General features: G+C 44.2%; 22 protein-coding genes. 15 read left to right on the top strand and 7 right to left on the bottom strand.

Annotated features, from left to right (window positions below; genetic code table 11):
- Nucleotides 1–27: 27 nt before the first annotated feature.
- Nucleotides 28–765 carry a DnaA regulatory inactivator Hda gene (hda, locus tag J5X92_RS10085; RefSeq protein ID WP_208805642.1) on the bottom strand — a complete coding sequence of 246 codons (738 nt, stop codon included), beginning with the start codon at nt 763–765 and terminating at the stop codon, nt 28–30.
- 10 nt (nt 766–775) lie between these two features.
- Nucleotides 776–2,179, bottom strand: a complete 1,404-nt coding sequence (locus J5X92_RS10080; RefSeq protein ID WP_208805641.1) for a DUF2066 domain-containing protein — start codon at nt 2,177–2,179, stop codon at nt 776–778.
- A gap of 277 nt (nt 2,180–2,456) precedes the next feature.
- On the opposite strand from J5X92_RS10080, the gene purM reads away from it, so the two are divergent.
- The 5 genes from purM to J5X92_RS10055 all read left to right on the top strand — a co-directional run bounded on the left by purM (nt 2,457) and on the right by J5X92_RS10055 (nt 8,314).
- On the top strand, nt 2,457–3,497 hold the full coding sequence (gene purM, locus J5X92_RS10075) for a phosphoribosylformylglycinamidine cyclo-ligase (protein ID WP_208805640.1): 1,041 nt from the start codon (nt 2,457–2,459) through the stop codon (nt 3,495–3,497).
- Nucleotides 3,494–4,144 (top strand): phosphoribosylglycinamide formyltransferase, encoded by a 651-nt coding sequence (gene purN, locus J5X92_RS10070; protein WP_126873520.1) that lies wholly within the window; start codon nt 3,494–3,496, stop codon nt 4,142–4,144. Before purM ends, purN begins: the two co-directional genes overlap by 4 nt.
- Nucleotides 4,104–4,847, top strand: a complete 744-nt coding sequence (locus J5X92_RS10065; RefSeq protein ID WP_208805639.1) for a DUF3108 domain-containing protein — start codon at nt 4,104–4,106, stop codon at nt 4,845–4,847. Before purN ends, J5X92_RS10065 begins: the two co-directional genes overlap by 41 nt.
- A 337-nt stretch (nt 4,848–5,184) precedes the next feature.
- Nucleotides 5,185–7,647 (top strand): acyl-CoA dehydrogenase FadE, encoded by a 2,463-nt coding sequence (fadE, locus tag J5X92_RS10060; protein WP_129738138.1) that lies wholly within the window; start codon nt 5,185–5,187, stop codon nt 7,645–7,647.
- Between the two features lie 52 nt (nt 7,648–7,699).
- A complete protein-coding gene (locus J5X92_RS10055) occupies nt 7,700–8,314 on the top strand; it encodes a CAP domain-containing protein (RefSeq protein WP_348272393.1) in 615 nt (204 codons plus the stop codon).
- A 101-nt stretch (nt 8,315–8,415) separates the two neighbouring features.
- Here the strand turns inward: J5X92_RS10055 and J5X92_RS10050 are convergent, their stop codons facing one another.
- Nucleotides 8,416–9,051, bottom strand: coding sequence for a response regulator transcription factor (locus J5X92_RS10050; RefSeq protein WP_129738136.1), 636 nt, complete (start codon nt 9,049–9,051; stop codon nt 8,416–8,418).
- A 176-nt stretch (nt 9,052–9,227) separates the two neighbouring features.
- Here J5X92_RS10050 and cmoA point away from each other — a divergent pair, with 176 nt between their 5' ends.
- The 8 genes from cmoA (at nt 9,228) to J5X92_RS10010 (ending at nt 18,618) form a co-directional block, all read left to right on the top strand.
- Entirely contained in the window at nt 9,228–9,956 is a 729-nt protein-coding gene (cmoA, locus tag J5X92_RS10045; protein ID WP_013784251.1) for a carboxy-S-adenosyl-L-methionine synthase CmoA, read from the top strand.
- Nucleotides 9,957–10,098: 142 nt separating this feature from the next.
- Nucleotides 10,099–11,082: a tRNA 5-methoxyuridine(34)/uridine 5-oxyacetic acid(34) synthase CmoB gene (gene cmoB / locus J5X92_RS10040; RefSeq protein ID WP_208805638.1), complete on the top strand. Its 984-nt coding sequence runs from the start codon at nt 10,099–10,101 to the stop codon at nt 11,080–11,082.
- A gap of 95 nt (nt 11,083–11,177) precedes the next feature.
- Nucleotides 11,178–12,059, top strand: coding sequence for a kinase (locus J5X92_RS10035; protein ID WP_208805637.1), 882 nt, complete (start codon nt 11,178–11,180; stop codon nt 12,057–12,059).
- Complete coding sequence (locus tag J5X92_RS10030; RefSeq protein WP_208805636.1) at nt 12,059–12,868, top strand: HAD-IIB family hydrolase; 810 nt, start codon at nt 12,059–12,061, stop codon at nt 12,866–12,868. Before J5X92_RS10035 ends, J5X92_RS10030 begins: the two co-directional genes overlap by 1 nt.
- A 12-nt stretch (nt 12,869–12,880) precedes the next feature.
- Entirely contained in the window at nt 12,881–14,104 is a 1,224-nt protein-coding gene (locus J5X92_RS10025) for a glycosyl transferase (protein WP_013784255.1), read from the top strand.
- 6 nt (nt 14,105–14,110) lie between these two features.
- Entirely contained in the window at nt 14,111–15,865 is a 1,755-nt protein-coding gene (locus tag J5X92_RS10020; RefSeq protein ID WP_126873529.1) for a sugar phosphorylase, read from the top strand.
- A 150-nt stretch (nt 15,866–16,015) separates the two neighbouring features.
- On the top strand, nt 16,016–17,251 hold the full coding sequence (gene glp, locus J5X92_RS10015; RefSeq protein ID WP_208805635.1) for a gephyrin-like molybdotransferase Glp: 1,236 nt from the start codon (nt 16,016–16,018) through the stop codon (nt 17,249–17,251).
- A gap of 2 nt (nt 17,252–17,253) precedes the next feature.
- Nucleotides 17,254–18,618 (top strand): MATE family efflux transporter, encoded by a 1,365-nt coding sequence (locus tag J5X92_RS10010; protein WP_129738124.1) that lies wholly within the window; start codon nt 17,254–17,256, stop codon nt 18,616–18,618.
- 24 nt (nt 18,619–18,642) lie between these two features.
- On the opposite strand, the gene J5X92_RS10005 is transcribed toward J5X92_RS10010, so the two are convergent.
- From J5X92_RS10005 to J5X92_RS09995, 3 genes are all read right to left on the bottom strand, one after another.
- Nucleotides 18,643–19,323, bottom strand: a complete 681-nt coding sequence (locus J5X92_RS10005) for a nucleotidyltransferase family protein (RefSeq protein WP_208805634.1) — start codon at nt 19,321–19,323, stop codon at nt 18,643–18,645.
- Between the two features lie 72 nt (nt 19,324–19,395).
- Nucleotides 19,396–20,577: a VWA domain-containing protein gene (locus J5X92_RS10000; RefSeq protein WP_062086405.1), complete on the bottom strand. Its 1,182-nt coding sequence runs from the start codon at nt 20,575–20,577 to the stop codon at nt 19,396–19,398.
- Nucleotides 20,577–21,413 (bottom strand): MoxR family ATPase, encoded by an 837-nt coding sequence (locus J5X92_RS09995; protein WP_129738118.1) that lies wholly within the window; start codon nt 21,411–21,413, stop codon nt 20,577–20,579. The genes J5X92_RS10000 and J5X92_RS09995 overlap by 1 nt, the downstream gene beginning before the upstream one ends.
- 201 nt (nt 21,414–21,614) lie before the next feature.
- Here J5X92_RS09995 and cysK point away from each other — a divergent pair, with 201 nt between their 5' ends.
- Nucleotides 21,615–22,580, top strand: a complete 966-nt coding sequence (gene cysK / locus J5X92_RS09990) for a cysteine synthase A (RefSeq protein WP_129738116.1) — start codon at nt 21,615–21,617, stop codon at nt 22,578–22,580.
- 255 nt (nt 22,581–22,835) lie between these two features.
- Complete coding sequence (locus J5X92_RS09985; protein WP_013784263.1) at nt 22,836–23,294, top strand: hypothetical protein; 459 nt, start codon at nt 22,836–22,838, stop codon at nt 23,292–23,294.
- 74 nt (nt 23,295–23,368) lie between these two features.
- Here the strand turns inward: J5X92_RS09985 and ggt are convergent, their stop codons facing one another.
- A complete protein-coding gene (ggt, locus tag J5X92_RS09980) occupies nt 23,369–25,126 on the bottom strand; it encodes a gamma-glutamyltransferase (RefSeq protein ID WP_126873537.1) in 1,758 nt (585 codons plus the stop codon).
- Nucleotide 25,127 lies beyond the last annotated feature (1 nt).

Here is a 25,127-nt window from a genome sequence, read left to right as displayed (position 1 = left end):
AGCGACAGCGGCAGGAATAAAGCTGTCTTAATTAAGCCCGAGTTCTCGCTTAACCATAGCGACAGACAGCTTTTTTTGTTCTTGCAATGAGCGGGTATCAAGCCTGGCTAATAAGTTTAATAAGCTTCGCAAATCTCGGTCGCTGTGATGCAACAAAAACTGCAATGCCTGTTCTGACAACCGCAATCCCCGTTGATTAGCCCGCAATCGAACTACTTCCTTACGCGATTCATCATTAAGCGCTATTAAATGATAAATTACGCCCCACGCAAGCCTAGAACTTAAATCTGGCAACTGAAATGCGGGATGTGAAGGCCCATGCTGACTGCTACCCACAATAAGTGCGTGAGGGTTTTCTATCACCCGATTGAAAAGGTCGAATAAGGCTTCTTCCCATCGTGCATGACCCGCAATGGCATGTATATTATCTAAACAGATAACCGAGAGGTTTTCTAACCCATCAAAAATATCGAAAGACCACTGGGCATGATGGTTCAAATTTAAATAAAGGTGGTTTACGTTCTGCTGCGCCAGTTGATGACACAATGCATACAGTAAATGGCTTTTACCCAAGCCCTGCCCACCTAACAATGTAACTAACGGCAGATGTAATGCAGAAAGCGAGGCTAAAGACGGCGCATCGTGCCATGCAGGCATAGCACTTGGAATACCCTTAAGCAACGCCACCACTTCTTGGTTTCCCGTATCAACAAAACTGTCGAACGTTTCATCTGTGGGTAGCGTTACAGGGAGAGTTAGCTGCATAGCAAAAGGGTCATTCATTCCAGTAAAAGGTATATCCTTCTACCACTTGACCGAAAGAATCCGTTACAGGCCGAAGTTTAGATTCAAGCCTTACAGTATTAAGTAAATCTTCCGGGGTACCAAGCAAGGTTAAATTGTAGGTGGCTACTGAACCAGTTTGCCCAGTTAACATCGCTTCTTCTATCACGCTTAAGCTCTTCAAATACGCATTAGCGTTAGCGTATTTTTTTAATGAGTCTATATTGGCAACCGACACAGATATTTGCACTCTTTCTGCATCTACCGCACCTGGGATCACCGCGTATTGTGAAGATAAGTAGTTGGCATAGGCATCAACCAACTGTTGAGTAAGTGAGGTAGGTTCGTCGGCAAAAATAGACCCGTAGCTTACCTTGCCATTGCCCACAAACACCCAATCAAGCGCATATTCACCTTCTTGTGCTTTTTGGGCGTGTTGAGTGAATTCATCCATCGTGAAAGGCGGCATTTCTTGCGCTTCATTCACCAAAGCCGCCGTGGCGGTCACTTCATCGCCTGCAAGGCTGGCTTGTTGCTCTTCGTTTACCTGTAGGTTCCCGCCATCAACCATGTTGTCAACGTCACTTAAATCGAGTTGACCACTTAATGGCTGCGCTGTACCTGCAATAGCGCTTTGGCTTTGATTATCAGCGTACGTATTGTCTTGGTAATTTGTATCTTGGAAATCCGTATCTTGGTAAGAACCACCTTCACCAGCGCTGGACGAAGCAGGTAAGCCTTCAGGAATAGACGGCATTTCACCCGCGGTATTTTTATACAAACGAGCGCCAATAATATTATCAACACCATAACGCTGTGATGATGCTGTTAAAGACTGAACAAACCTACCCCACACATCGTAAATGGAAATACTGGCTGAGTCGGTTAAATCCATTAACGGTAAACTTACCGGCACCCCACGGGTTTTCGCGGTGTTAACCAACATTTCCCCTACGGGTGTTGGTGTACTTTCATCTAAAATGATGCGTTCGTTGTCGTCAGTTTCTGTGGCTAACCACACAATAGTTTCTGGTCTACGCTCACCCCATAAAGGCAGGCCTTCACGTTTCATTAAATCGGTCAGTTTCGTTTTATCAAACTCAGCAACATAAAAGGTGTCGTTGCCCGAATAAGAAAAACGGTACGAGCGAAGGTACGCTTCAGGCGTTCTAAGTGCAGCCCTTACACCAGGGTTCTGCAACACCTCGGTATTTCCCGATACCTTCACCATCACCTCAGTTAGGGCTTTTTTTACTGCGTTGGCTTGTGTTTTTTGACTCTGATCACTAACAGGTATCTGTGCTTCATTAACCACCACGTGCTGCGTAGCATGGGCACTCATCGTGCACACCGCTATTGCCACCCCTACACCGCGAATTAATTGTTGCTGAAACATACGCCTAATTTTCCTGTTCCGATAAGAAATCAATTTCTTCACTACTCCACTACAACGCCAAAAGATCGTTGCCCGCTATTCTCTGTCATATTTATGTTTATTTCATCTATAAATATAAAAAACGAAGTTTGAAGCCATCAAAAAAGGGAATTCATACTCAAATTACACTTTTTTCACATGATCTGACCCTTATCCGCCCTAGTCAATTGGACTTGTGGTGACTTACTGGTAGAATCCGCGTTTTTCTACCTCTTACTCTTAGTTCTAGGGCGCAAACGTGAGCGAAAATAAAACCTCTCTTAGTTATAAAGATGCTGGTGTCGATATTGATGCGGGAAACCAACTTGTCGACCGTATTAAATCCGTTACTAAAAGGACTCACCGTCCGGAAGTAAAAGGAAACCTTGGTGGGTTTGGCGCATTATGTTCGCTTCCAACAAAATATAAGAACCCGTTGCTGGTTTCTGGAACCGATGGTGTCGGCACTAAGCTTCGTGTTGCTATGGATGCAAACCGTCACGATGGTGTGGGTATCGACTTAGTTGCCATGTGTGTTAACGACCTTATTGTACAAGGCGCAGAGCCGCTGTTTTTCTTAGATTATTACGCTACTGGCAAACTAGATGTTGATGTTGCTGCATCGGTAGTAACCGGTATTGGTAATGGTTGTGAGCAAGCGGGTTGTGCCCTAATTGGTGGTGAAACCGCAGAAATGCCGGGAATGTACCATGGCGGCGATTACGACATTGCAGGTTTCTGCGTAGGCGTAGTTGAAGCCGAAAAGGTTATTGACGGCACTAAAGTGAAGCCTGGCCAGAAACTTATCGCACTAGGGTCGTCAGGTCCTCACTCTAACGGTTACTCACTGGTACGTAAGATTTTAGAAGTGAGCAACGCCGACGTAAATCAAGATTTAGACGGCAAGCCGCTTATCGAGCATTTACTTGAACCTACCCGTATTTATGTGAAATCTGTATTGGCATTGCTTGAGAAAGTGGAAGTCAGCGCCATTTCACACATTACTGGCGGCGGCTTTTGGGAAAACATCCCGCGCGTGTTACCTGATGATGCAAAAGTGGTGATTGACGAGAAGAGCTGGCAGTGGCCTTCAGTGTTTAGCTGGCTACAAGAGAACGGCAACGTTACTCGTCACGAAATGTACCGTACGTTCAACTGTGGTGTTGGCTTAGTGATTGTTATTGATGAAGCCGATGTAGATACCACTATTGAAACCTTGAAAGAACACGGTGAAAACGCCTGGTTAATTGGTGACATTCAAGCCAAAGACGGTGAACAGCAAGTTGAGATAAACGCGTGAGCACTCCATCAACCAGACTTTGCGTTTTAATTTCAGGTAACGGCAGTAACTTACAAGCCATTATTGATAACATCAGCGCTGAAAAGCTTGATGCTGAAATATGTGGTGTTATTAGTAACCGCCCTAATGCGTACGGTTTAACCCGTGCGCAAGAAGCCGGTATTACCGCCATTAGCCTAGACCACATGCAGCATGACAGTCGGGAAAGCTACGACAAGGCATTGCAAGCTGAAATTGAATCATTAAACCCAGACTATATTGTGCTTGCAGGCTTCATGCGTATTTTAACGCCTGAGTTTGTAAATACTTTTTCTGGAAAATTAGTGAACATTCATCCATCTTTGTTGCCTAAATACAAAGGGTTGAATACGCATCAGCAAGCTATCGACAATGGCGACGAAGAACACGGCGTAAGCGTGCACTTTGTGACACCTGAGTTAGATGGCGGCCCAGTCATTATTCAAAGTCGCGTGCCGGTTTTCGAAGATGACACTGCGGTAGACTTAGCAGATCGTGTTCAAGAACAGGAGCGTCGCATATACCCATTAGTGCTTTCTTGGTTCAGTGCGGGGCGACTTAAGATGGTAAATAATAAGGCTATCCTAGATGAGCAAGAACTCCCAGAATCGGGTTATGCAAACGAGTAAACGCAGCTTTGTAGCAGCGTTTCTTTTGGCTTTTGTGGGCGCTAACGCCCACGCAGCCGATACAACAGAGAATAAACTTCAACCCTACGAGGCAGTTTATACGGCTTACAAGTGGGGCGATGATGTGGGCGAAGCTCGCATTAAGCTTGAAGCGTTAAGCAACACACAATACTCCCTCACCTACTCTTCTAAAGTCTCGAAATTCTTTTTATCTGACAAACGCTACGAGCATTCTATTTTTAAAGTAGAAGACAGTACTGTGTTACCCATTGAGTATCATTATACTCGCACGGGCACAGGGCCAGATAAAAAGCTTACCGTTAATTTCAATACCGACAATGGCGGCAAAATTGCGGTTGAAAATGGCGAAGAATTTGTTTGGAACGGTCAGTTCGACAACCAAATATACCGCGTAGACTTGGCAAACCAATTAGCCTCTGGCGAAACTAACCTTTCGTACGACTTTGTTAACTATCGTGGTGAGTTACGTACCTACGGTGTAGAAGTGGTGGCCAAGGAAAGTCTGTCATTACCCTATGGCGAATTCGAGACGGTGAAAGTAAAGCTTATTCGCGACTCTAAAACCCGTGAAACCTTTGCGTGGTTTGCTCCATCATTAAACTATACCTTGGTGCGTTTGCAGCAATTTAAAGATGGTGAAGAACAAGGCGATATTAAATTGAAGTCTTACGTTACTCGGTAAACGTTGCTTGCACTATTTGTAGGTGGGGACATCATCGATGGATGAGCCCCACCTGTTATCTCTTTTCTCTTTTCTCCCTTCTCTGTAAATCTTCATCATGCCGCGTGGTTGACAACAAGTTAGCTGGGCAACCCATATATACCGCGTTCTAACTTGCACTATAACCATTACTTTTAATGCAAAATTCATGTAAAAATCTTGATCTTTGGGTCATTAAATAATAGGTTTAACCCATGCTGGTCTGACCTCAATTTGATAGTTGCGCACAATCCCGCGTAATGAGCCAAAATGAGTGGAACGATTAGCGTTATATCTAACGCCTTTTCAGGAGCGAAGTATGGCAGATTTTATTTGGTTTTTACTGGTAGTGTTAGCTTTGGCAGTTGCCAGCTATCAACGTACCAGCTTAGTAACAGCAGTGTGTATCGCTGGTGGGGTCATGATTTTAGGGACTCTATTTGGTGATATTGGTTTACTTGGTTGGATTGTATTCCTAGCACTTACGCTGCCGTTTACCCTTTCTAATATTCGTCAGCAACACATCACTAAAAAATTATTATCGTTTTACCGAAAGGTAATGCCAGAAATGTCTAGCACCGAGCAAGAAGCAATCGATGCAGGAACAGTTTGGTGGGACGGTGATATTTTCAGTGGTAAGCCTGATTGGGAAAAACTTCACCGCATTCCTAAAGGTCGTTTAACGGCTGAGGAACAAGCGTTCCTAGACGGACCGGTTGAAGAAGTGTGTTCAATGGTAGATGAATGGCAAATTAACCATAAAGATGCCGATTTATCTCCTGAAATTTGGGCATTCCTTAAAGAACATAAGTTCTTTGCCATGATCATTAAAAAAGAATACGGCGGCCTAGCGTTCTCAGCGTTCGCACAGTCTCGTGTTCTTCAAAAGCTTGCTGGCGTTAGCGCCGTACTTTCAAGTACGGTTGGTGTTCCTAACTCGTTAGGCCCAGGTGAGCTACTTCAGCACTATGGAACAAAAGAACAACAAGATCATTACTTACCTCGCCTAGCGGCAGGTCAAGAAGTGCCTTGTTTTGCATTAACGGGCCCTGAAGCGGGTTCTGATGCTGGCGCTATTCCTGATGTTGGTGTGGTATGTAAAGGCGAATGGAACGGTGAAGAAGTGCTAGGTATGCGCCTAACCTTCGACAAGCGTTATATTACTCTTGCACCAGTGGCGACAGTTATTGGTCTAGCGTTTAAACTTCAAGATCCAGACGGTTTGTTAAGTGAGAATAAAGAGCCAGGTATTACTTGTGCACTTATTCCTCGCGATACAAAAGGCCTAGAAATTGGTCGTCGTCACTTCCCGCTGAATACCCCGTTCCAAAACGGCCCTATTCGCGGTAACGACATCTTTGTTCCAATCGATTACATCATCGGTGGCCCAGCAATGGCTGGTAGAGGCTGGCGTATGCTGGTTGAATGTTTGTCAGTAGGCCGTTGTATTACCCTACCGTCTTCTGCTGCTGGTGGCGCTAAATCTGTATCATTGGCTACAGGTGCGTATGCACGTATTCGCCGTCAGTTCCGTATGCCTGTTGGCCATATGGAAGGCGTGGAAGAAATGCTAGCCCGTATTGGTGGTAATGCTTACTTGATGGATGGCGTAACACGCTTTTCAACAGTAGGTGTTGATTTGGGTGAGAAGCCGTCTGTTATATCGGCAATCTGTAAATACCACCTCACTGAAAAAATGCGTCAAGTGATTAACGATTCAATGGACGTTCATGGCGGTAAGGGCGTAATGCTTGGGCCAAATAACTATTTGGGCCGTGGTTACCAAGGTGTTCCAGTGTCAATCACGGTTGAAGGCGCGAACATCCTTACTCGTAACATGATGATTTTCGGTCAAGGCGCTATGCGCTGTCACCCTTTCGTGTTGAAAGAAATTCAAGCTGCGTCAATTGAAGACAAAAAAGAAAGCATTAGTGCATTTGATAAAGCCGTATTTGGTCATATTGGTTTTGCCATTTCAAATACGGTTCGTAGTGTTTGGTTCTCACTGACAAGTGGCGTATTCAGCAGTGCGCCTTTCACTGACGAAACGGCTCACTACTACAAGCTGTTACAAGGCTATAGTGCAAACCTAGCGTTGCTTACTGATGTTTCTATGGGTGTGTTAGGCGGCGACTTAAAACGTCGTGAGCGCTTATCTGCACGCTTAGGTGACATTTTAAGCGGCTTGTACTTAGGTAGTACTACCTTGAAGCGTTTTGACGAAGATGGTCGCTTAAAAGAAGACTTACCGCTACTTCATTGGGCAATGCAAAACACCTTGCATGACATTGAAACAGCGATTGACGACTTCTTAGCGAACTTCCCTAACAAAGCCATTGGTGTTGTACTTCGTGGCCTTGTTATTCCGTTTGGACGTCGCGTTGGTAAGCCTTCTGATAAAACCGAGCATGCTATTGCACAAATGCTACAAACCCCTTGTAGCGCACGTAGCCGTTTAGGTTATGGTCAGTACCTGTCTCGTGAAGAAGGTAACTTGTTCGGTGACTTAGAACAAACCCTTGATGACGTGTTAGCAGCCGAGCCAATCTTCGAACGCATTTGCAAACATAAGAAAGCGAAACTGCCTTTCACACGTTTAGCGGCGTTAGCAGATGAAGCGCTTAGTGAAGACATCATTAATGAAGAAGAAGCTGACCTACTTCGTCGTACAGAAGCAGGAAGACTGAGAACCATTAACGTGGACGATTTCGACCACGAAGAATTAGTGGCTAAAGTGAACTCTTCTAGCGAAATAAAGAAACGAGGAGGCAAAGCTGCTTAGCTTAATCCTTCCTAAAAAGGGCCGCTTCGGCGGCCTTTTTTTATGCACTAAAGTGACTGCTATTTTTTGGTTATCTTTGCTCGTGATTGCGCCTGCCCAGGCAAAATCGCAACACGCAATGGTTCCGTTACCTTCTGACACCTTTGAGTGTGGTAGTTCGGAACAAGCCAAAAAACTTGCCCAGCTTATTGTGAATGATAAAAACCAAGCCCGAACCCACATTCACTGTAACCCCACCCTAGTTGCCATTGCAGAGCAAAAGGCAAAATATATGGCAGAAGAAGGCTTAGTGTCGCATTTCTTAGGTGGCAGCCCTAATAGCCGTTTGCGAGACGCAGGGTTAACCCTTCCTTCCTATTACGGCGATGCCATGAGTAATCAGGTTGAGGCGTTGGCTGGCGGCTATCAAACCGCGAAAAAGGTGTGGCACGCTCTAAAAAGTTCGTTCTCCCACAAACAGCATTTGCTCGGTGAAATTCCTTTTTATGCTGAACAAAATGAAATTGGGATCGCCTTCATTAAAGATTATAAAACGCCACATGTAGAATACTGGGTAATTTATATCACTAAACTAAGTGGTGATGCACAACAGCAATCATTCAGTGAAGTGCCCGATAAGGGGCTAGGCATTGTTACCGAAAATGGTGAAATTACCCCAATGCAATAGTGCGCCATTCTCTTAAAAATTGCGGTAATGACTGTAGAAACAAAAAAGCCGGTGTTAATAAAAACATCGGCTTTTTTTATTTGTAACGCTTACTTATACGACTAGCTTAGTTGAAGCTTGTCCATCAACAATACTGCTTGCGTACGCGTATTGATTTCAAGCTTACGTAGAATTGCGCTGATGTGCGCCTTAATCGTCGCTTCAGTTACATTCATTTCGTGGGCAATTTGCTTGTTCATTAAGCCTGCACGTAGGAATGACAATACTTGAATTTGTTTAGGCGTTAGCTCTCTGAAACGTTGAAGCAACAACTTCAATTCGTCGTCTACTTTCTCAAGCTCTTCTTCCATACCTTCAGGAAGCCATTTTTTACCCGCAATGATGTCCACAATAGCTTGCGCCATTTCACGTGTTGCTGACACCTTAGGGATAAAGCCTTGAGCGCCTAAGCTCATTACCTGTGCTACCACTTCTACCGTATCGCTACCCGATACTACGCCGATAGGAATATTAGGATATTGTTCACGCAAGGTAATAATGCCATTAAAATATTCACCGCCTGGCATGTTTAAGTCGAGTAAGACCAACTCGATGCCGTCGTATTCATTTAAAACGGCCAGCGCAGCATCAAGGCTTCCAGCTTCAAGAATCTGCGCGTTTTCAAAATAAGGTCCTAACGCTCCGCTGAGTGCTTCACGAAACAATGGGTGATCATCTGCTACAAGAATTCTTGTCATTAGCGTTGTTGCTTCCTTTAGTTCTTATGACTCTAGGTTAATACTTTCGATTTAATTCTAAAAGCCCTATTCGTTAAAAATCACCGCTTTATTTGATTTTTTTACTGTTTTCCATTGGCATTTAAATTTGTGAGGGTAAAATTGCCGACCAAATTCCCGCTAGCTGAGTACATTTTGTGCAAAAACACGACAGACTTTATGCCAACCCTCTTAAAAAGGTAGCAGATTTTTCCTTCGATGAGTCAGTAGTTGACGTTTTTCCCGATATGATCCAACGCTCGGTGCCTGGTTATGAAACTATTGTTCATACCATTGGCGAATTAGCGAAAACAAAAGTACAACCCAATACTAGGGTGTATGACCTTGGTTGTTCCTTGGGCGCTGCAAGTTTTTCTGTTGCTCGCGCTACTCAAGATGTGCCTTGTGAAATAATTGGTATAGATAGTTCCGATGCCATGGTTGACCGTTGTCGACGCATGGTTCAAGCCTTCAATTTGCCAAACCCAATTTCCATCATTCAGCAAAACGCCCAAGATACCCAGATAGAAAACGCCTCTATGGTAGTCATGAATTTCACATTACAATTCATCCCACCTGCTGATAGAGAAGCGCTATTAAAACAAATTTACGATGGTTTAAATGAAGGTGGTGTTTTAATTCTTTCAGAGAAAATTAAACACCCGACCGTGGCTGGCAACGAACTACTGATAGATCTGCATCACCAATTTAAGCGTGACAATGGCTACAGTGAATTAGAAGTAAGCCAAAAACGCGCCGCCATCGAGAAAGTTATGCTGACCGATACCTTCAGCGAACACGAAACGCGATTAAAATCCGTTGGTTTTAAAGATGTCGTGATGTGGTTTAAGTGCTTTAACTTTACGTCGCTGGTTGCAATAAAGTAGTTGGCATCGCGGTTAAGTGAGCAGCTACGCCAAATGCATTTCTAGCCAGCAATCCGTGAATTAGCATAAAAAATACTGTGAATCATAATACTGTGAATCATTATCAACACTAAGATTCACAATTAAGAATACCGAGAAGAATATGACGAAACCAGAATCAACGTGGTTTAACGACTGCTACAAATCTACTTTAGATACGCCTTTAGCGCATTGGCTACAAACCTTACCTGCGCAAATGAATGAATGGCAAAAGAGTCAGAAACACGGTGAATTCGATAAGTGGTGTCGTCTACTTGCAAAAATTCCAACCACCACACCTTCGTCTACCACCCTTGTTGATGAGGTTCGAATTGGTACAGCGGATGATATAGACCAATATACCCAGAAGAAGATATTAGGGCTGCTGCAACAGTTTATGCCGTGGCGCAAAGGCCCTTTCCATATACACAACATTCACGTTAATACCGAATGGCGTTCAGATTGGAAATGGGACAGGGTTGCCCCGCATATATTGCCACTTAAAGACAGAACCGTGCTAGATGTAGGTTGCGGTAGCGGTTATCACATGTGGCGTATGCTTGGATGTGATGCATCTCGCGTGGTAGGCATCGACCCCACCCAGCTGTTTCTCATTCAGTTTCAAGCTATCAAACACTTTATACCCGATAATCGCATTCACTTCTTACCGCTAGGTATTGAAGAAATGCAGCCATTGAACGCGTTTGATACCGTTTTTTCAATGGGCGTACTGTATCACCGAAAAGATCCTATTCAGTTTCTCACCCAACTTAAGCATCAACTGCGAAAAGGTGGAGAGCTGGTATTGGAAACCTTAGTGGTAGATGGCGATGCGCAAACCGTATTAATGGCCGGAGAACGTTATGCTCAAATGCGCAATGTGTGGTTTCTACCTAGCACAGACGCCTTAACGGTTTGGCTAGAGCGTCTTGGGTTTGAAAACATTCGTGTGGTTGATAAGAACTTCACAACACTCGATGAACAACGGGCCACTGAATGGATTGAAGGCCAGTCATTGAAAGATTTTCTCGACCCTGAAGATATTACTCGCACCATTGAGGGGTATCCTGCACCACAACGAGCCGTGATTGTCGCGAATCGTAAATAAGTTCACCCCTATGTAATGCAATCGTGATGTTGGCATAAATGTTGTAACCTATATTCCCCATGATGTACGTATTCTGCATTTAATAGGGTTGCAACATGGACATACATGGGTTTTTAAAGACACATCAGCTACCAAGTACGTATGCGGACACTGCACAAAAATGGTTCATCCCATTATGCGAACGGTTAGTTAAGCACCAAGAGGGTGCAACAAATTCAAGTAAAGCCCCATTGGTGGTCGGGATTAACGGCTGCCAAGGCTCAGGAAAATCTACGCTTACTGATTTTATTAGCGCGTATTTAACCAGCATTTACGCTAAAAAAGTGGTTTGCCTTTCTATTGATGACTTTTATTTAGATAAATCGCAGCGAAATGCGCTATCGATAAAGGTCCATCCGCTGCTTGCAACCAGAGGTGTACCCGGTACACACAATATGCCTCTTGCCCTTGATAGGTTTAAGCAGCTTAAAGGCAGCGGCCAAGTTGCCCTTCCCCGTTTTAATAAAGCGATAGACGACCCCTTCCCTGTTAATCAGTGGCCTGTAGTGACCGCGCCACCAGATATCATTATTTTAGAGGGATGGTGTGTTGGGGTAACACCGCAAAGCGCTGCCGATATGAAGCAACCCATAAATAGTTTAGAAGAAAACCAAGATCCACTTGGTATTTGGCGTTCGTTTGTTAATACTGAATTATCAAACGACTATCAAAGCTTGTTTGATCAAATCGATTATCGGGTTATGTTAAAAGCCCCCTCGTTTGAATGTGTTTACCGCTGGCGGTTAGAGCAAGAGCATAAACTTGCTGTAGCAACCAAAGGCGCTTCTACAGGGGTAATGTCCGATGAACAAGTTGCACAGTTTATTCAGAATTACCAACGACTAACCGAGCATGCACTTAAAACATTGCCTACAAAGTGTGACACTGTGTATTCGCTAGATGAAACAAGAACTATAACCGGCGAGGAAGTAAAGTAATGACAAGAACGCTAGTTTTCACCGATATGGACGGCACGCTGTTAGACCACCATACCTACTCCTTTGAGGCGGCGAAACCTGCTTTAACAGCGTTAGAGTCACGAGATATACCGGTTATTCCAACCACCAGTAAAACCTTTGCTGAGCTACAGCCTTTGCGAGAGCAAATTGGCCTTACTGGTCCATTTATCATTGAAAACGGCGCGGCCATATTTATTCCACATGGCTTTTTCAAAAAGAAACCTAGCGGAACCGTATGGGTAGATGGTTACTGGTGTAAATCGTTTATATCCAATAAAAATTACTGGATTAAACTTCTCGATAAAATCAAAGCAGATTTTGAAGGTGAGTTTAAACAGTTTTCGCAAATGAGTTTAGAAGAAATTCAAAGCAGCACAGGCTTAGACGAAGCGTCTGCTGCCCTAGCAGCTAAACGTCAATTCGGAGAACCTGTACTTTGGACTGGTTCTGATGAAAACAAACAAAAATTTATTGCGGCAGTTAAAGAACGTGGCGCCTATCCTCTAGAAGGCGGGCGATTTATCCATGTATCAGGCAATTGCGACAAAGGCCAAGCCCTTAAATGGCTAGCGGCTGAATACCAAAGGCAACATGAAAGTCATGTTAAAACCGTTGCCCTTGGCGATGGAAAAAACGATATTGCTATGCTTGAAGCAGCACATATCGCTATACGAATTTTATCTCCGGTAAATCCTCCGCCTTCTGTTAAAAAAGACGAGGTTTATACCAGCACGTTACCTGGCCCAGAAGGCTGGAACGAAATGCTAACTCAATTGCTTTCCCTATAATCAGGAGGACACATGGCTGATTTTTATCAAAACGGTGTGGTTACAACTTTACATAATCTTTCTCGTAGACCAACAGAGGAACTAGAAGCCGAGTTACTCCGCTTTTCACAGAAACGTCCCATGGCACTTATCTTGCCATCACTTTTTTCAGAACTAGAAGGTGATGCCTTACCTCATATTGTTGATGAATTAACGGGCGTACCTTATTTATCTGAAATCGTTATAGGGCTAGATCGCGCCGATATGGCGCAATATAAACATGCGCTTAAGTTTTTCGACAAACTGCCTCAGCATCATCGCGTGCTTTGGAACGACGGTCCTCGCTTGAAAGCCCTTGATGAAGAACTACAATCAAAAGGTCTAGCACCTAAAGAGTTGGGTAAAGGCCGTAATGTTTGGTATTGCATGGGCTATGTTTTAGCATCAAACCGTGCTGAGTCTGTTGCTCTGCATGACTGCGATATTGTGACGTACAACAAAGACTTATTGGCTAAGCTTATTTACCCTGTCGCAAACCCGAACTTTAACTATGAGTTCTGTAAGGGCTACTATGCCCGTGTAGCGAACGGTAAAATTAACGGCCGCGTATCTCGATTATTAGTGACACCGTTATTACGCGCACTTAAGCGTATTATGGGTGACAACGAATACCTTGAGTTTATGGACAGCTTCCGTTACCCGTTAGCCGGTGAGTTTTCGTTCCGCCGCGATGTGCTAAACGATATTCGCATTCCAAGTGATTGGGGCTTAGAAATTGGCGTACTGTCAGAAATGCATCGCAATTATTCGCACAATCGCCTTTGCCAAGCCGACATTTGCGATATTTACGATCATAAGCACCAAGATTTGTCGCTTAATGATGAACATGGTGGCTTATCTAAAATGTCTATCGACATTACTAAGGCCATCTTTAGAAAGTTGGCTACCCAAGGTTATACCTTTAGTAACGAGATGTTCCGCTCTATCAAGGCTACCTATTTCAGAATTGCACTAGACTTTATTGAGACCTATCACAACGACGCAGTCATGAACGGTCTTACACTTGATATTCACAGTGAAGAAAAAGCAGTTGAAATGTTCGCCAGTAACATCATGAAAGCTGGACAGAACTTTTTAGAAAACCCAATGGAAACCCCTTTCATTCCAAGTTGGAACCGAGTAACCAGCGCTGTGCCAGATATTCTCGAGCGCTTGCTGGAGGCCGTTGAAGCTGACACCGCAGAATTTATGGAGTAATAGACAATGACATGGCAAGTACTCCATGACAAAGTGAAGCACCATCTAGAATATATCTATGCTGATGTGCCCCTTGAGCATTCATTAGAAAGCTTAACCATGTCTTTAATGGAGACGATGGGCATTAAGCCTGATGAAGATGTGTCGCTTCCTCAATCCCATTCTAATTATTGGGACGAGGAAGACATCATCATGATCACCTATGGCGATAGCGTTATTGATGGCGACGAGCGACCGCTCGTTACCCTCAATCGCTTTTTAAATCGCTATAGTAAGAACACCATCAATAATGTGCACATTCTGCCTTTCTTTCCATACAGTTCAGACGATGGCTTTTCGGTTATCGACTATTCAAGTGTGAATGAAGCCTTGGGCAGCTGGGACGATATTGAAGCCATTGCGAAAGACTACGGGTTAATGACAGATCTGGTGATTAACCACTGTTCTGCGCGCAGTGTATGGTTCGATAATTTCATAAAAGGTGAAGGTCCAGGTTCAGATTTCTTCTTTACTGGGGATCCCGCTGACGATTTGTCTATTGTTACTCGTCCTAGGGTTTCGCCATTATTGCGTGAAACAGAAACCAAAGATGGCACTAAACATGTTTGGTGTACTTTCAGTCATGACCAAGTCGATTTTGATTTCAGGAACCCTAAGGTACTTCTTACGTTCATTGATATCATTCGTTTGTATATCGACAAGGGCGCAAAAATATTCCGCTTAGACGCTGTGGCGTTTTTGTGGAAAATTGTTGGCACTAACTGCATTAACCTTCCTCAAACTCATGAGGTTATTAGGTTAATTCGCACGCTGATTGAACATGTCGACCCGTCTATTATTATCATTACTGAGACCAATATTCCCAACAGGGAAAATTTGACCTATTTCGGTAATGCCAATGAAGCACATGCTATTTATAACTTTTCATTGCCACCACTATTGGTCAACACCTTGGTAACGGGTAATTGTAAGTACTTAAAGAGTTGGATGATGAGCATGCCACCAGCGCAAAATGGTACGGCATACTTTAACTTCATTGCATCGCACGATGGTATTGGCCTTCGCCCTGCCGAAGGGTTGCTAGACGATGAAGAAATCTCAGAACTTGTGCACACCATGCAAAACTTTGGTGGCAAAATTTCGTGGCGCGCGTCTGATCATGGGCAACAAAAGCCTTATGAAATAAACATTACGTTATTTGATGCGTTACAGGGAACAACAAAAGGCCCGGATAAATGGCAGATAGACCGCTTTATCTGTGCGCACGCCATTATGCTGGGAATGGAAGGTATTCCAGGCATTTATATTCATAGTTTATTAGGTACGTCTAACGACTATGAGAAAGTGGCTAATACAGGTCAAAACCGTTCAATCAACCGTAGACGTTGGGATTTCAAAGAGCTAGAAGCCTTGCTTGATTCGCCCTATTCTCAGCATCACAAAGTATTGACGCGACTGTCTCAGTTAATTCGAATTCGTAAAGCTCAGCCAGCATTCCACCCGAATGCTACGCAATTTACGTTGCAGCTTAACGAAAGTATTTTCGGTTATTGGCGACAAAGTTTAGACAGAAAGCAAAGTATCTTCTGCATTAGTAATGTGTCGGATGAAGAGCAAACTATTCTACTGTCAGATATCAACTTAATTGGTACGGATAACTGGATAGATCTTGTCACTCGCCAACAAATTGCCTTGTCGGATGCCTTTTTGCAATTGAAGCCCTATCAAACACTTTGGATCAGCAACCAAGACTTTGAGTAAACTCCAGTTCTTGAGCTTTCCACTCACCTCTTACAAACGGCGCATATAGCGCCGTTTTTGTTATAATTTCCTTATCGTCATTGCCTAATACATTGGTTTATTGGCGCATTTAGGTGATAATCCCCACCCTCAAATTAGGGAGTGGTTTTCATGTCTTCAAAATGGTTATCGTTAGAACACGCATTAGAAAAAGCGATTGATGCAACTAGCACCTTAGGTGAATCTGAAACCATTGCGTTGGGTCGCGCCTTAGGAAGAATCACTGCCTCTGAAGTACACGCTACACTCTCTGTGCCCCCGTGGGATAACTCTGCAATGGATGGCTTCGCTATTAATGCAGCTAGTAGTCAACCAGACACGCTTATGCCTATTCAGGGCACCATTACCGCTGGCATGGCCGCAGACGAACCTTTAAAACCCGGTCACGCGATAAAAATCATGACGGGCGCACCAGTACCTCCAGGCGCCGATGCCGTAGTCATGGTTGAAAATACGTCTACTGAAGGCAATCACGTAAGTATTAATAAGCAGCACGCTTGTGGCGAAAACATTCGCAAGAAAGAAGCGGATATTAAAATTGGACAGTCACTGGTAAATCAAGGTATTCGATTACAGCCACAGCACCTTATGTTGTTGTCTTCACAAGGGCTCACCACGGTAGAGGTAGTAAAACAAGTTAAGGTGGGTGTTGTCGCCACAGGCTCTGAACTAGCTCAACCTGGCGAACCCTGCTTACCTACCCAAATATATGAGTCGAATCGTATTGGTGTGAGCGCCCTACTCTCAGAATTGGGCGTAGAGATTATCGATTTCGGCATAGTAAAAGACGATGAGCAATCACTCACCGCCCTGTTCAAAGAAGCCAGCGCACGGGTAGATGTGATGGTAAGTAGTGGTGGCGTCTCGGTTGGCGACGCCGATTATGTGAAAGACGTAATAGATGCTTTAGGTAGTATCGACTTTTGGAAAGTGGCAATTAAACCGGGTAAACCTTTTGCCTTAGGCCATATTGGCAATACCTTGTTTTGTGGTTTGCCTGGTAACCCTGTTTCTGCCTTTGTAACCGCTAAACTTCTTGTTACCCCGTTAATCAGAAAAATGCAGGGTGAACAGCAAGTTCGTAAGCCGCTAACCGTTAATGCCACGGTAACCTGCGACATTAAACGTCGTGCTGGCCGTCGGGATTTTCAGCGCGCCACGATAACCTACGATGAAAACTTTAATTTTCTGGTAACGCCGTTTCGCACACAAAGTTCTGGTGTCATGACGTCTATTACCGCAGCCAATTGTTTAATGATTATTCACGAAGACATCAGTCATGTTGAAAAAGGCACAACCCTGCCTGTTATTCCTTTTGATTTACTTTCACCTGAATCGGATCTGTAGCCTTGAAGAACAAACGTTATCTACTTGAAGGTAGAGATATTATAAAGCTGGCTTGGCCACTATTAATTGCGCAAATTACCCAAATGTTAATGGGCGTGAGCGATACCATTATGGCTGGCCGTTATAGTGCGACTGATATGGCTGCGGTGGCGCTTGGTTTTAGTATTACCGTACCCTTGTTGTGTTTTATACAAGGTATTGCGCTAGCTTTACCGCCCATTATTTCAAGGCTTCAAGGTACAAAAGACATCACCGGCATTGCCAATGCTAGTCAACAAGCAGGCTACTTAGTGTGTTTCGTTGGTGTAGCGATGGCTGCGCTTATTCCCTTTGCTGGTAACATCGTATCGCTATTCCCCATGGCAGATGAGCTACATACCATCACCGTGGATTATGTGGTTTATGTGCTGTGTGCCATGCCGGGATTCGCGCTTTACCAATGGCTAAGAAACTACTGTGAAGGACTGGGTAAAACCAAGCCAACCATGTTAATTACCGTGATTGGTTTAATGGCCAACATACTAGGTAACTACCTTTTCATTTACGGTATTGGCCCTATACCCGCTTTTGGTGGCGCGGGTTGTGGTGTAGCAACTGCAATTGTTATTTACACCATGCTAATTGCTACCTTCATTTACGTACGTTTTAGCCCCGCGCTAAAAAAATATCAGCTTTTCGATACGTACTACAAGCCGTCAGTGGTTGCCATAAAGCGTACCTTCAAGCTTGGCCTTCCCATCGCCATGACATTGCTGTTTGAAGTGACCTTATTTGCGGTAGTGGCACTATTGCTTGCGCCTTTTGGATCCACCACAGTTGCCGCTCACCAAGTAGCCCTTAATTTCTCGGCACTTATGTTTATGGTACCCATGAGTATTGGTATGGCAGCGTCTATTCGTATAGGTTATCGCATTGGGCAAAATAATAGACGGCAAGCTAAAATTGCCGCTAAGTGCTCGATTTTAATCGGCTTTGTTACCGCGGCTTGTACGGCTACTTTCACGCTAAGTGCCAAAGCATTCATCATTGGGCTTTATACCAGCGATGAGGCGGTTTACCAAATGGCGAATGCGCTACTTATTTACGCAGCAATTTTTCAGCTTTCAGACGCTATACAAGTAATATCAGCCAATGCGCTTCGTGGCTACAAAGACACTACCGCCATGTTTATCATTACGTTTGTGTCTTACTGGTTAATTGGTTTGCCCACCGGCGTTATATTAGGCCGTACTAATTGGATAACGGCAGAGCCTATGTCTGCTGGCGGCTTTTGGATTGGATTTATTGTGGGGTTAAGTGCTGCGGCAGTCATGCTAGGTGCAAGACTTTATTATATTCAACGACCAAGCTACCGATTCGCCACGTAATTTAATTGATGCCCTGCCTATCGGTTATGCCTCGTTGCTCCGATAGGCGTTCCAATCACTTGGTGCATCAATATCAAATGCAGATTCGGGATGGTTGACACCAATAGCCTGCCCCTTGTCTTTCCAGTCTTCTATTACTTTCTTTGCACCTTTGTCACCCCTTAACGCAAGCAAGCTCTCAAATGCTGCTTTGGGGAATATAGCGGGCACTGTCGCTTTTACTTTCACTTGCTCATCAAGACCGCGTTTATGCCATTGACTGTAAATGATGTGATTGGGATTTGATGGAATTTCGTCAAGCAATGCTTGCAGTGTAGCGGTGGTAACACTGGCTAAGTCGGCTAAGTGTAATAACACATGGGTGTACTCATTGCCGGCTGCCTGCATAAGGCTCTTTTCCAGCATAAGAGCCTGCAGACCACAACGAATACTCGACGCAATGCCTTCACGCCACAACGGGTTGTAACACACCTTAGTGCTATTGCTACCTTGAGCTGCGCTTGCCGTCATCATATCGACAACATCAACAACATCACTGTGCCAACGCCCAGTAACCACATAAGTACCGGCAAGATTAAGCCCGTGTAACTGCTGCAACGCGTATTGGATTAACGGCAACCCATTATGATGCGGGGAGAGTAACTTGTTACCGCCGTAACGCTTACTTTCCCCACCCGCCAACAGTATGCTTGCGACTTTACTCATTTTTTATAACTCTCTGCGTCTAACACACTGACTAATGAGAACGGCTAATGCAAACGGCCATATAAACAATGCCTAGCGTGAACGGCTGAGCTCTTTGATGGCCTGGGTTAAGCCTTCAAGAGTTAGCCCGTACATTCTGTCTTCAACAATTTCTTTGATAATTGAAATAGACGAATAATAAGGCCAGTAATTTTCCGCTTGCGGGTTTAACCATACCGCTTTATTAAAGTGGTTCAGTATTCGGCCTAGCCATGCACTACCCGGTTCTTCGTTCCAATGTTCAACGCTTCCACCAGGATAGGTAATTTCATAAGGCCCCATGGTGGCATCGCCAACAAAGATAACTTTATAGTCTTTACCGTACCGGTGAATAATATCGTGAACCGATACCCGCTCTTTTTCACGGCGCAGATTGTCTTTCCATACTTCTTCATACACACAATTATGAAAGTAGAAGTACTCGAGGTATTTAAACTCACTCTGCACTGCAGAGAAAAGTTCTTGTGTGGTTTTAACGTGAGGATCCATCGAACCGCCCACATCAAAAAACATTAAAACCTTAACCGCGTTATGACGCTCGGGCGACATGTGTATATCTAGCATACCGCCTTTTTTGGCCGTTTCACCAATGGTGGTAGCCACATCAAGTTCTTCACTGGCACCGGTTCTGGCGAACTTACGTAATTTACGCAAAGCTACTTTAATGTTTCGTGTGCCTAGCTCTACATCGGCAGATAAGTTTTTAAACTCGCGCTTATCCCACACTTTTACCGCTGAATTACGACGATTGCCCTTTTGCCCAATACGAATACCTTCAGGGTTGTCGCCATAAGCGCCAAAGGGAGATGTTCCTCCCGTACCCACCCATTTGTTACCACCTTGATGTCGCTTTTCTTGCTCTTCAAGGCGTTTTTTAAGGGTATCCATTAAAGCTTCTAAGCCGCCAGATTGGCGTAGCGCTTCACGCTCTTCTGCACTTAAGGTTTTCTCGATTTGTTTACGTAACCATTCTTCGGGGATTTCTTTACCGAATAAATCGATAGATTCTACCCCCTCAAAATAATCGGCAAATGCTCTGTCGAATTTATCGTATTGAGACTCATCTTTCACCATGATGGTTCGAGACAAACTATAGAAGCCTTCTAAATCTGCATAAACAATATGCTTTTCCAAGGCGTGGAGTAAATCAAGTAGCTCTCGCAAGCTTACCTTTACTTGATATTTTCGCAGCGTGAAAAAGAATTGAATAAGCATTAGCGGCGCGCCATAAATACCAATTTTTCGAACAAGTGAATATCTTGCTCATTTTTAAGTAGTGCACCATATAGCGGTGGAATGGCGGCTTTACCGTCTTTGGATTGCAACGCTTCAGGTGGAATGTCTTCGGCCACCAGCAGTTTCAACCAATCGATAAGCTCTGAAGTAGACGGTTTCTTCTTAAGCCCTGGAACATCACGAATTTCAAAAAAGGCTTTTAATGCTTCATCAAGCAGCTTTTTCTTCAAGTCTGGGAAATGCACATCTACAATTTGCTGCATCTCTTCAGGCGTAGGAAATTGAATGTAATGGAAAAAACAACGACGTAGGAAGGCGTCAGGCAGCTCTTTTTCGTTATTTGACGTAATGATTACGATGGGGCGCTCTGTGGCCACCACACGCTCTTGAGTTTCATACACAAAGAATTCCATCTTATCGAGCTCTAGCAATAAGTCGTTTGGAAACTCAATATCCGCTTTGTCTATTTCGTCAATTAATAAAATAGGACGGTTGCCTGCTTCAAATGCCTGCCACAGTTTCCCTTTAACAATGTAATTGCCAATATCGTGAACGCGATCGTCACCCAGCTGTGAATCACGAAGACGAGATACCGCATCGTATTCGTACAAGCCTTGTTGTGCCTTTGTAGTAGATTTGATGTGCCACTGAATTAAATCGGTTCCAAGACTGGCGGCTAACTCTTCAGCCAACATGGTTTTACCTGTGCCCGGCTCACCTTTGATAAGCAGTGGACGCTCTAGCGTAATGGCGGCATTCACGGCAAGTTGCAAATCTTTTGTAGCGATATAATTCGACGTTCCACTAAAAGCCATTATGGTTTTACCTCTTTCGTTCTGATTCGTCATGTAAAATAACAATAACATATAGCGAAAAAGCACTTTGCATTTTCACGTTTGGGACCAATGATATAGGGGTATGACGAAATCCCCAAATTCAGGCTATGAATTATTAACTATTATAAAGGTCGTACCGATCACGACTGCTGGGATTTCCTAACTAGGTAAGGATTAATAATGCAAGTATTTGACGACAACTCTCTGGCTATTGGCCGCACGCCTTTAGTTAAATTAAACCGTGTTACTTCTGGTAACGTTTACGCAAAGGTTGAGTCTCGTAACCCTAGCTTCAGCGTTAAGTGTCGTATTGGCGCCAATATGATTTGGGATGCAGAAAAACGTGGCGTGCTTACCCAAGGTAAGGAAATTGTAGAGCCTACCAGTGGTAACACAGGTATTGCCCTTGCGTTTGTTGCAGCATCACGTGGTTACAAACTAACGCTTACCATGCCTAGCAGCATGAGCTTAGAGCGCAGAAAACTATTAAAAGCCCTTGGTGCTAGCTTAGTATTAACTGAAGCACCAAAAGGCATGAAAGGCGCAGTTGCCGCCGCACAAGAGATTGTGGCATCTGATCCTGAAAAGTACGTTTTACTTCAGCAGTTCGATAACCCTGCTAACCCTGCTATTCACGAAAAGACCACGGGTCCTGAAATTTGGAATGACACCGACGGCAAAGTTGATGCATTCGTAGCAGGCGTAGGTACAGGCGGAACCATTACTGGTGTGAGCCGTTACCTTAAAAACACGCAAGGTAAAGCTATTACCTCTATTGCTGTAGAGCCTACTGATTCGCCTGTTATTACTCAAGCGATGAACGGTGAAGAACTCACGCCAGGGCCACACAAAATTCAAGGTATTGGTGCAGGCTTCATTCCAGGTAACTTGGACTTAAGCTTGATTGACGAAGTTGAGCAAGTCACCAACGACGAATGTATGGAAATGGCGCACCGCTTGATGACCGAAGAAGGTATTCTTGCGGGTATTTCTTCTGGTGCAGCAGTGGTAGCAGCAAAACGTTTTGCTGAACGCCCAGAGAACAAAGACAAAATTGTTGTTGTTCTGCTAGCCAGTGGTACTGAGCGTTACCTAAGCAGCCCATTATTTGCGGGCGCATTTGGCGACCAAGAAGAAACACAATAATCACGCTTACCAACCCGTTAAACGGTAACGAGTGTAAATAACAAAACGAGGCTTCGGCCTCGTTTTTTGTTTTTAAAAAGAGCTCAAACCCTTTCATCTCAACTATCTTTAAATAAAGGCAGTTATTTTCAAGCTTCGTTTAACAGGTAAGTGAATATTATTCGAAAGGTTTAGACGTATTGACTTGCGTCTCATCGGATGAGTATCGATAATGTGGGCGATCATTTTCCTTTGACTTGTTTAAGGTTTTTATTAATGCGATCTTTTCGTTTACGTTTTTATGCCGTTATGTTTAGCGTGCTTTGTTTAGCGGCATGTGGAGAAAAAGAAGAAGGAATGGGTCGCTACGGTATGCTAGCCGACAGTACGCCAGAATATTCGGCAGTTACGTTTCTAAAAAGTGTGTATGAAGATGATAATCTTGATGTGGCAATTAGTCTGTCGTCCGATCGATTGGCTAGAATTCTGACCAATTATCACAGTAATAGAAACGTACAGCGTCACCTATTAAATTTAAAATACGACACTGTGATTATTACCCCACAAAGTGGCAACAGTGTTGGGCGTTCTGAGTTTTCAGAAAAGGCAACGGTTACCGTATTTTTAAGTGGTATGTACGATGACGATAAAATTGAAGACTTGCGCAGTTTAGATCTTATTAAAGAAGATGGTATGTGGAAAGTTTCTCAAATTCACCCAGACCATTTCATGTAATAAAAAAGGCTGTTCGAGTATATGACGATTCGAACAGCTCTTAGTTATTTAGCTATGCTACTAAAGCAAGCCGCTTAGCGCCCTACCGCAACACCTTCACGTCTTGGATCCGCGCCACCAATAATTTTACCCGATTTAATTTGAATACCATGTAAACCGCTGTTTAAGTCGACAACCTTTACATTATGCCCTAACGCTTTTAACGGCGCTTCAAGCTCAGCAATTGGCGTTCCCTTTTCAAGAGCCGTGTAATCATTTCGGTTAGTAATTTTAGGTAAATTAATGGCCTGCTGTATGTCTAATCCAAAATCTAACACGCCCACTAACGTTTGAGCCACGTAACTTACAATACGTGAGCCACCAGGAGAGCCTACCACCACTTCTAAATCGCCATCCTTGTCGAATACCATCGTAGGGCTCATTGCGCTTCGTGGGCGCTTGCCTGGCTCAACACGGTTAGGGACAGGGAAACGATTTTGCGTAGGCGAAAACGAAAAGTCGGTCAATTGGTTATTTAGCAAGAAGCCACCCACCATCAAACCCGAACCGAACATAAACTCGATACTTGTGGTCATTGATACCGCATTGCCTTCTTTATCAACAATAGAGAAATGCGAGGTATTAGGCTGTTCCATGTTGCTGCCAAGGCTAATATTGGCATCGCCGTAAGGGTTACCAGCACGTACACGTCGCCACTTCTTATCTGGCGCAATACCTTCAGCGCGGCGATTCAAATACGCAGTGTTAATCATGGCGGCAAACGGAAGGTTGGTAAAATCACTATCCGCTATGTATTTTTCTCTGTCAGCGTAGGCCAGCGCGCTTGATTGAGTGAAAACGTTTGCGAATTCTACCGAGTCAGGCGTGAGGGTAGAAAAATCCTGCCCTTCTAACATTTTTAGAATTTGATACACGTTAATACCACCGGAACTTGGCGGTGCCATGCCACAAATCTGTTTATCACGATACAAGCCACATACCGGCTCACGTCGAATAGGCTCGTAAGCGGCTAAGTCCTCAGTCGTCATTTGACCTGGGTTAATTGACGCAGAATTTACCGTTTTAACAATCTTTTCTGCTAACTCGCCTTTATACAAATAATCAGTGCCGTTTTCGGCAAGACCTTTTAAGGTTTTAGCCAATTGCTTATTTTTACGTATCGCGCCTTCTTTTAACGGAAGCCCCGCAGGAAAGAAGTAGGTAGAACTGGTTGGAAACGTTTTTAAACCTGGGTGGTAATCAAGCGCAATAAGCTTAGCCAGCCGCGGCGACACGCGAAACCCTTCGGTCGCCGTTTTAATCGTATCGTCAAACAATGTGTTCCATGGCAAGGTGCCGAATTCACTTTGTGCAGTTTCCAGCGCTTTAATCGCGCCAGGTACGCCTACTGATTTTCCGCCTACTACGGCATCAAGCCATCGCATAGGCTTATTGCCTTCAATAAACCAATGCGAGTTTACGGCCGCAGGGGCGGTTTCTCTGCCATCAAAGGTGTGCAGCACTTTGTTTTTATTGTCCCAATACAATATAAACCCGCCACCACCAATGCCTGAGGACTGTGGTTCAACCAGCGATAACATAGATTGCACGGCAACCGCTGCATCAATGGCGCTTCCCCCTTTGGCCAATATGTTTTTGCCTGCCCAGGAGGCGTATGGGTTAGCCGCTACCACCATGTAATCATTCGCAGCAAAGGCTTGTTTATCTACATACCCCGTGGCGGCCTCTGGCTCCCCTACTTCTCTTACTTGCTGTGCATTTGCAGACACCAACAGGCAGCTTGAAACTGCAATGGCTAAAAACGATGAACTAAACCATGAACCACGTTTCAAA

Source organism: Alteromonas sp. K632G (assembly GCF_017653625.1).
Lineage (GTDB): Bacteria > Pseudomonadota > Gammaproteobacteria > Enterobacterales > Alteromonadaceae > Alteromonas > Alteromonas naphthalenivorans.
The sequence above is the reverse complement of the archived record's forward strand: the minus strand, read 5'-3'. Positions and strand labels throughout refer to the sequence as shown.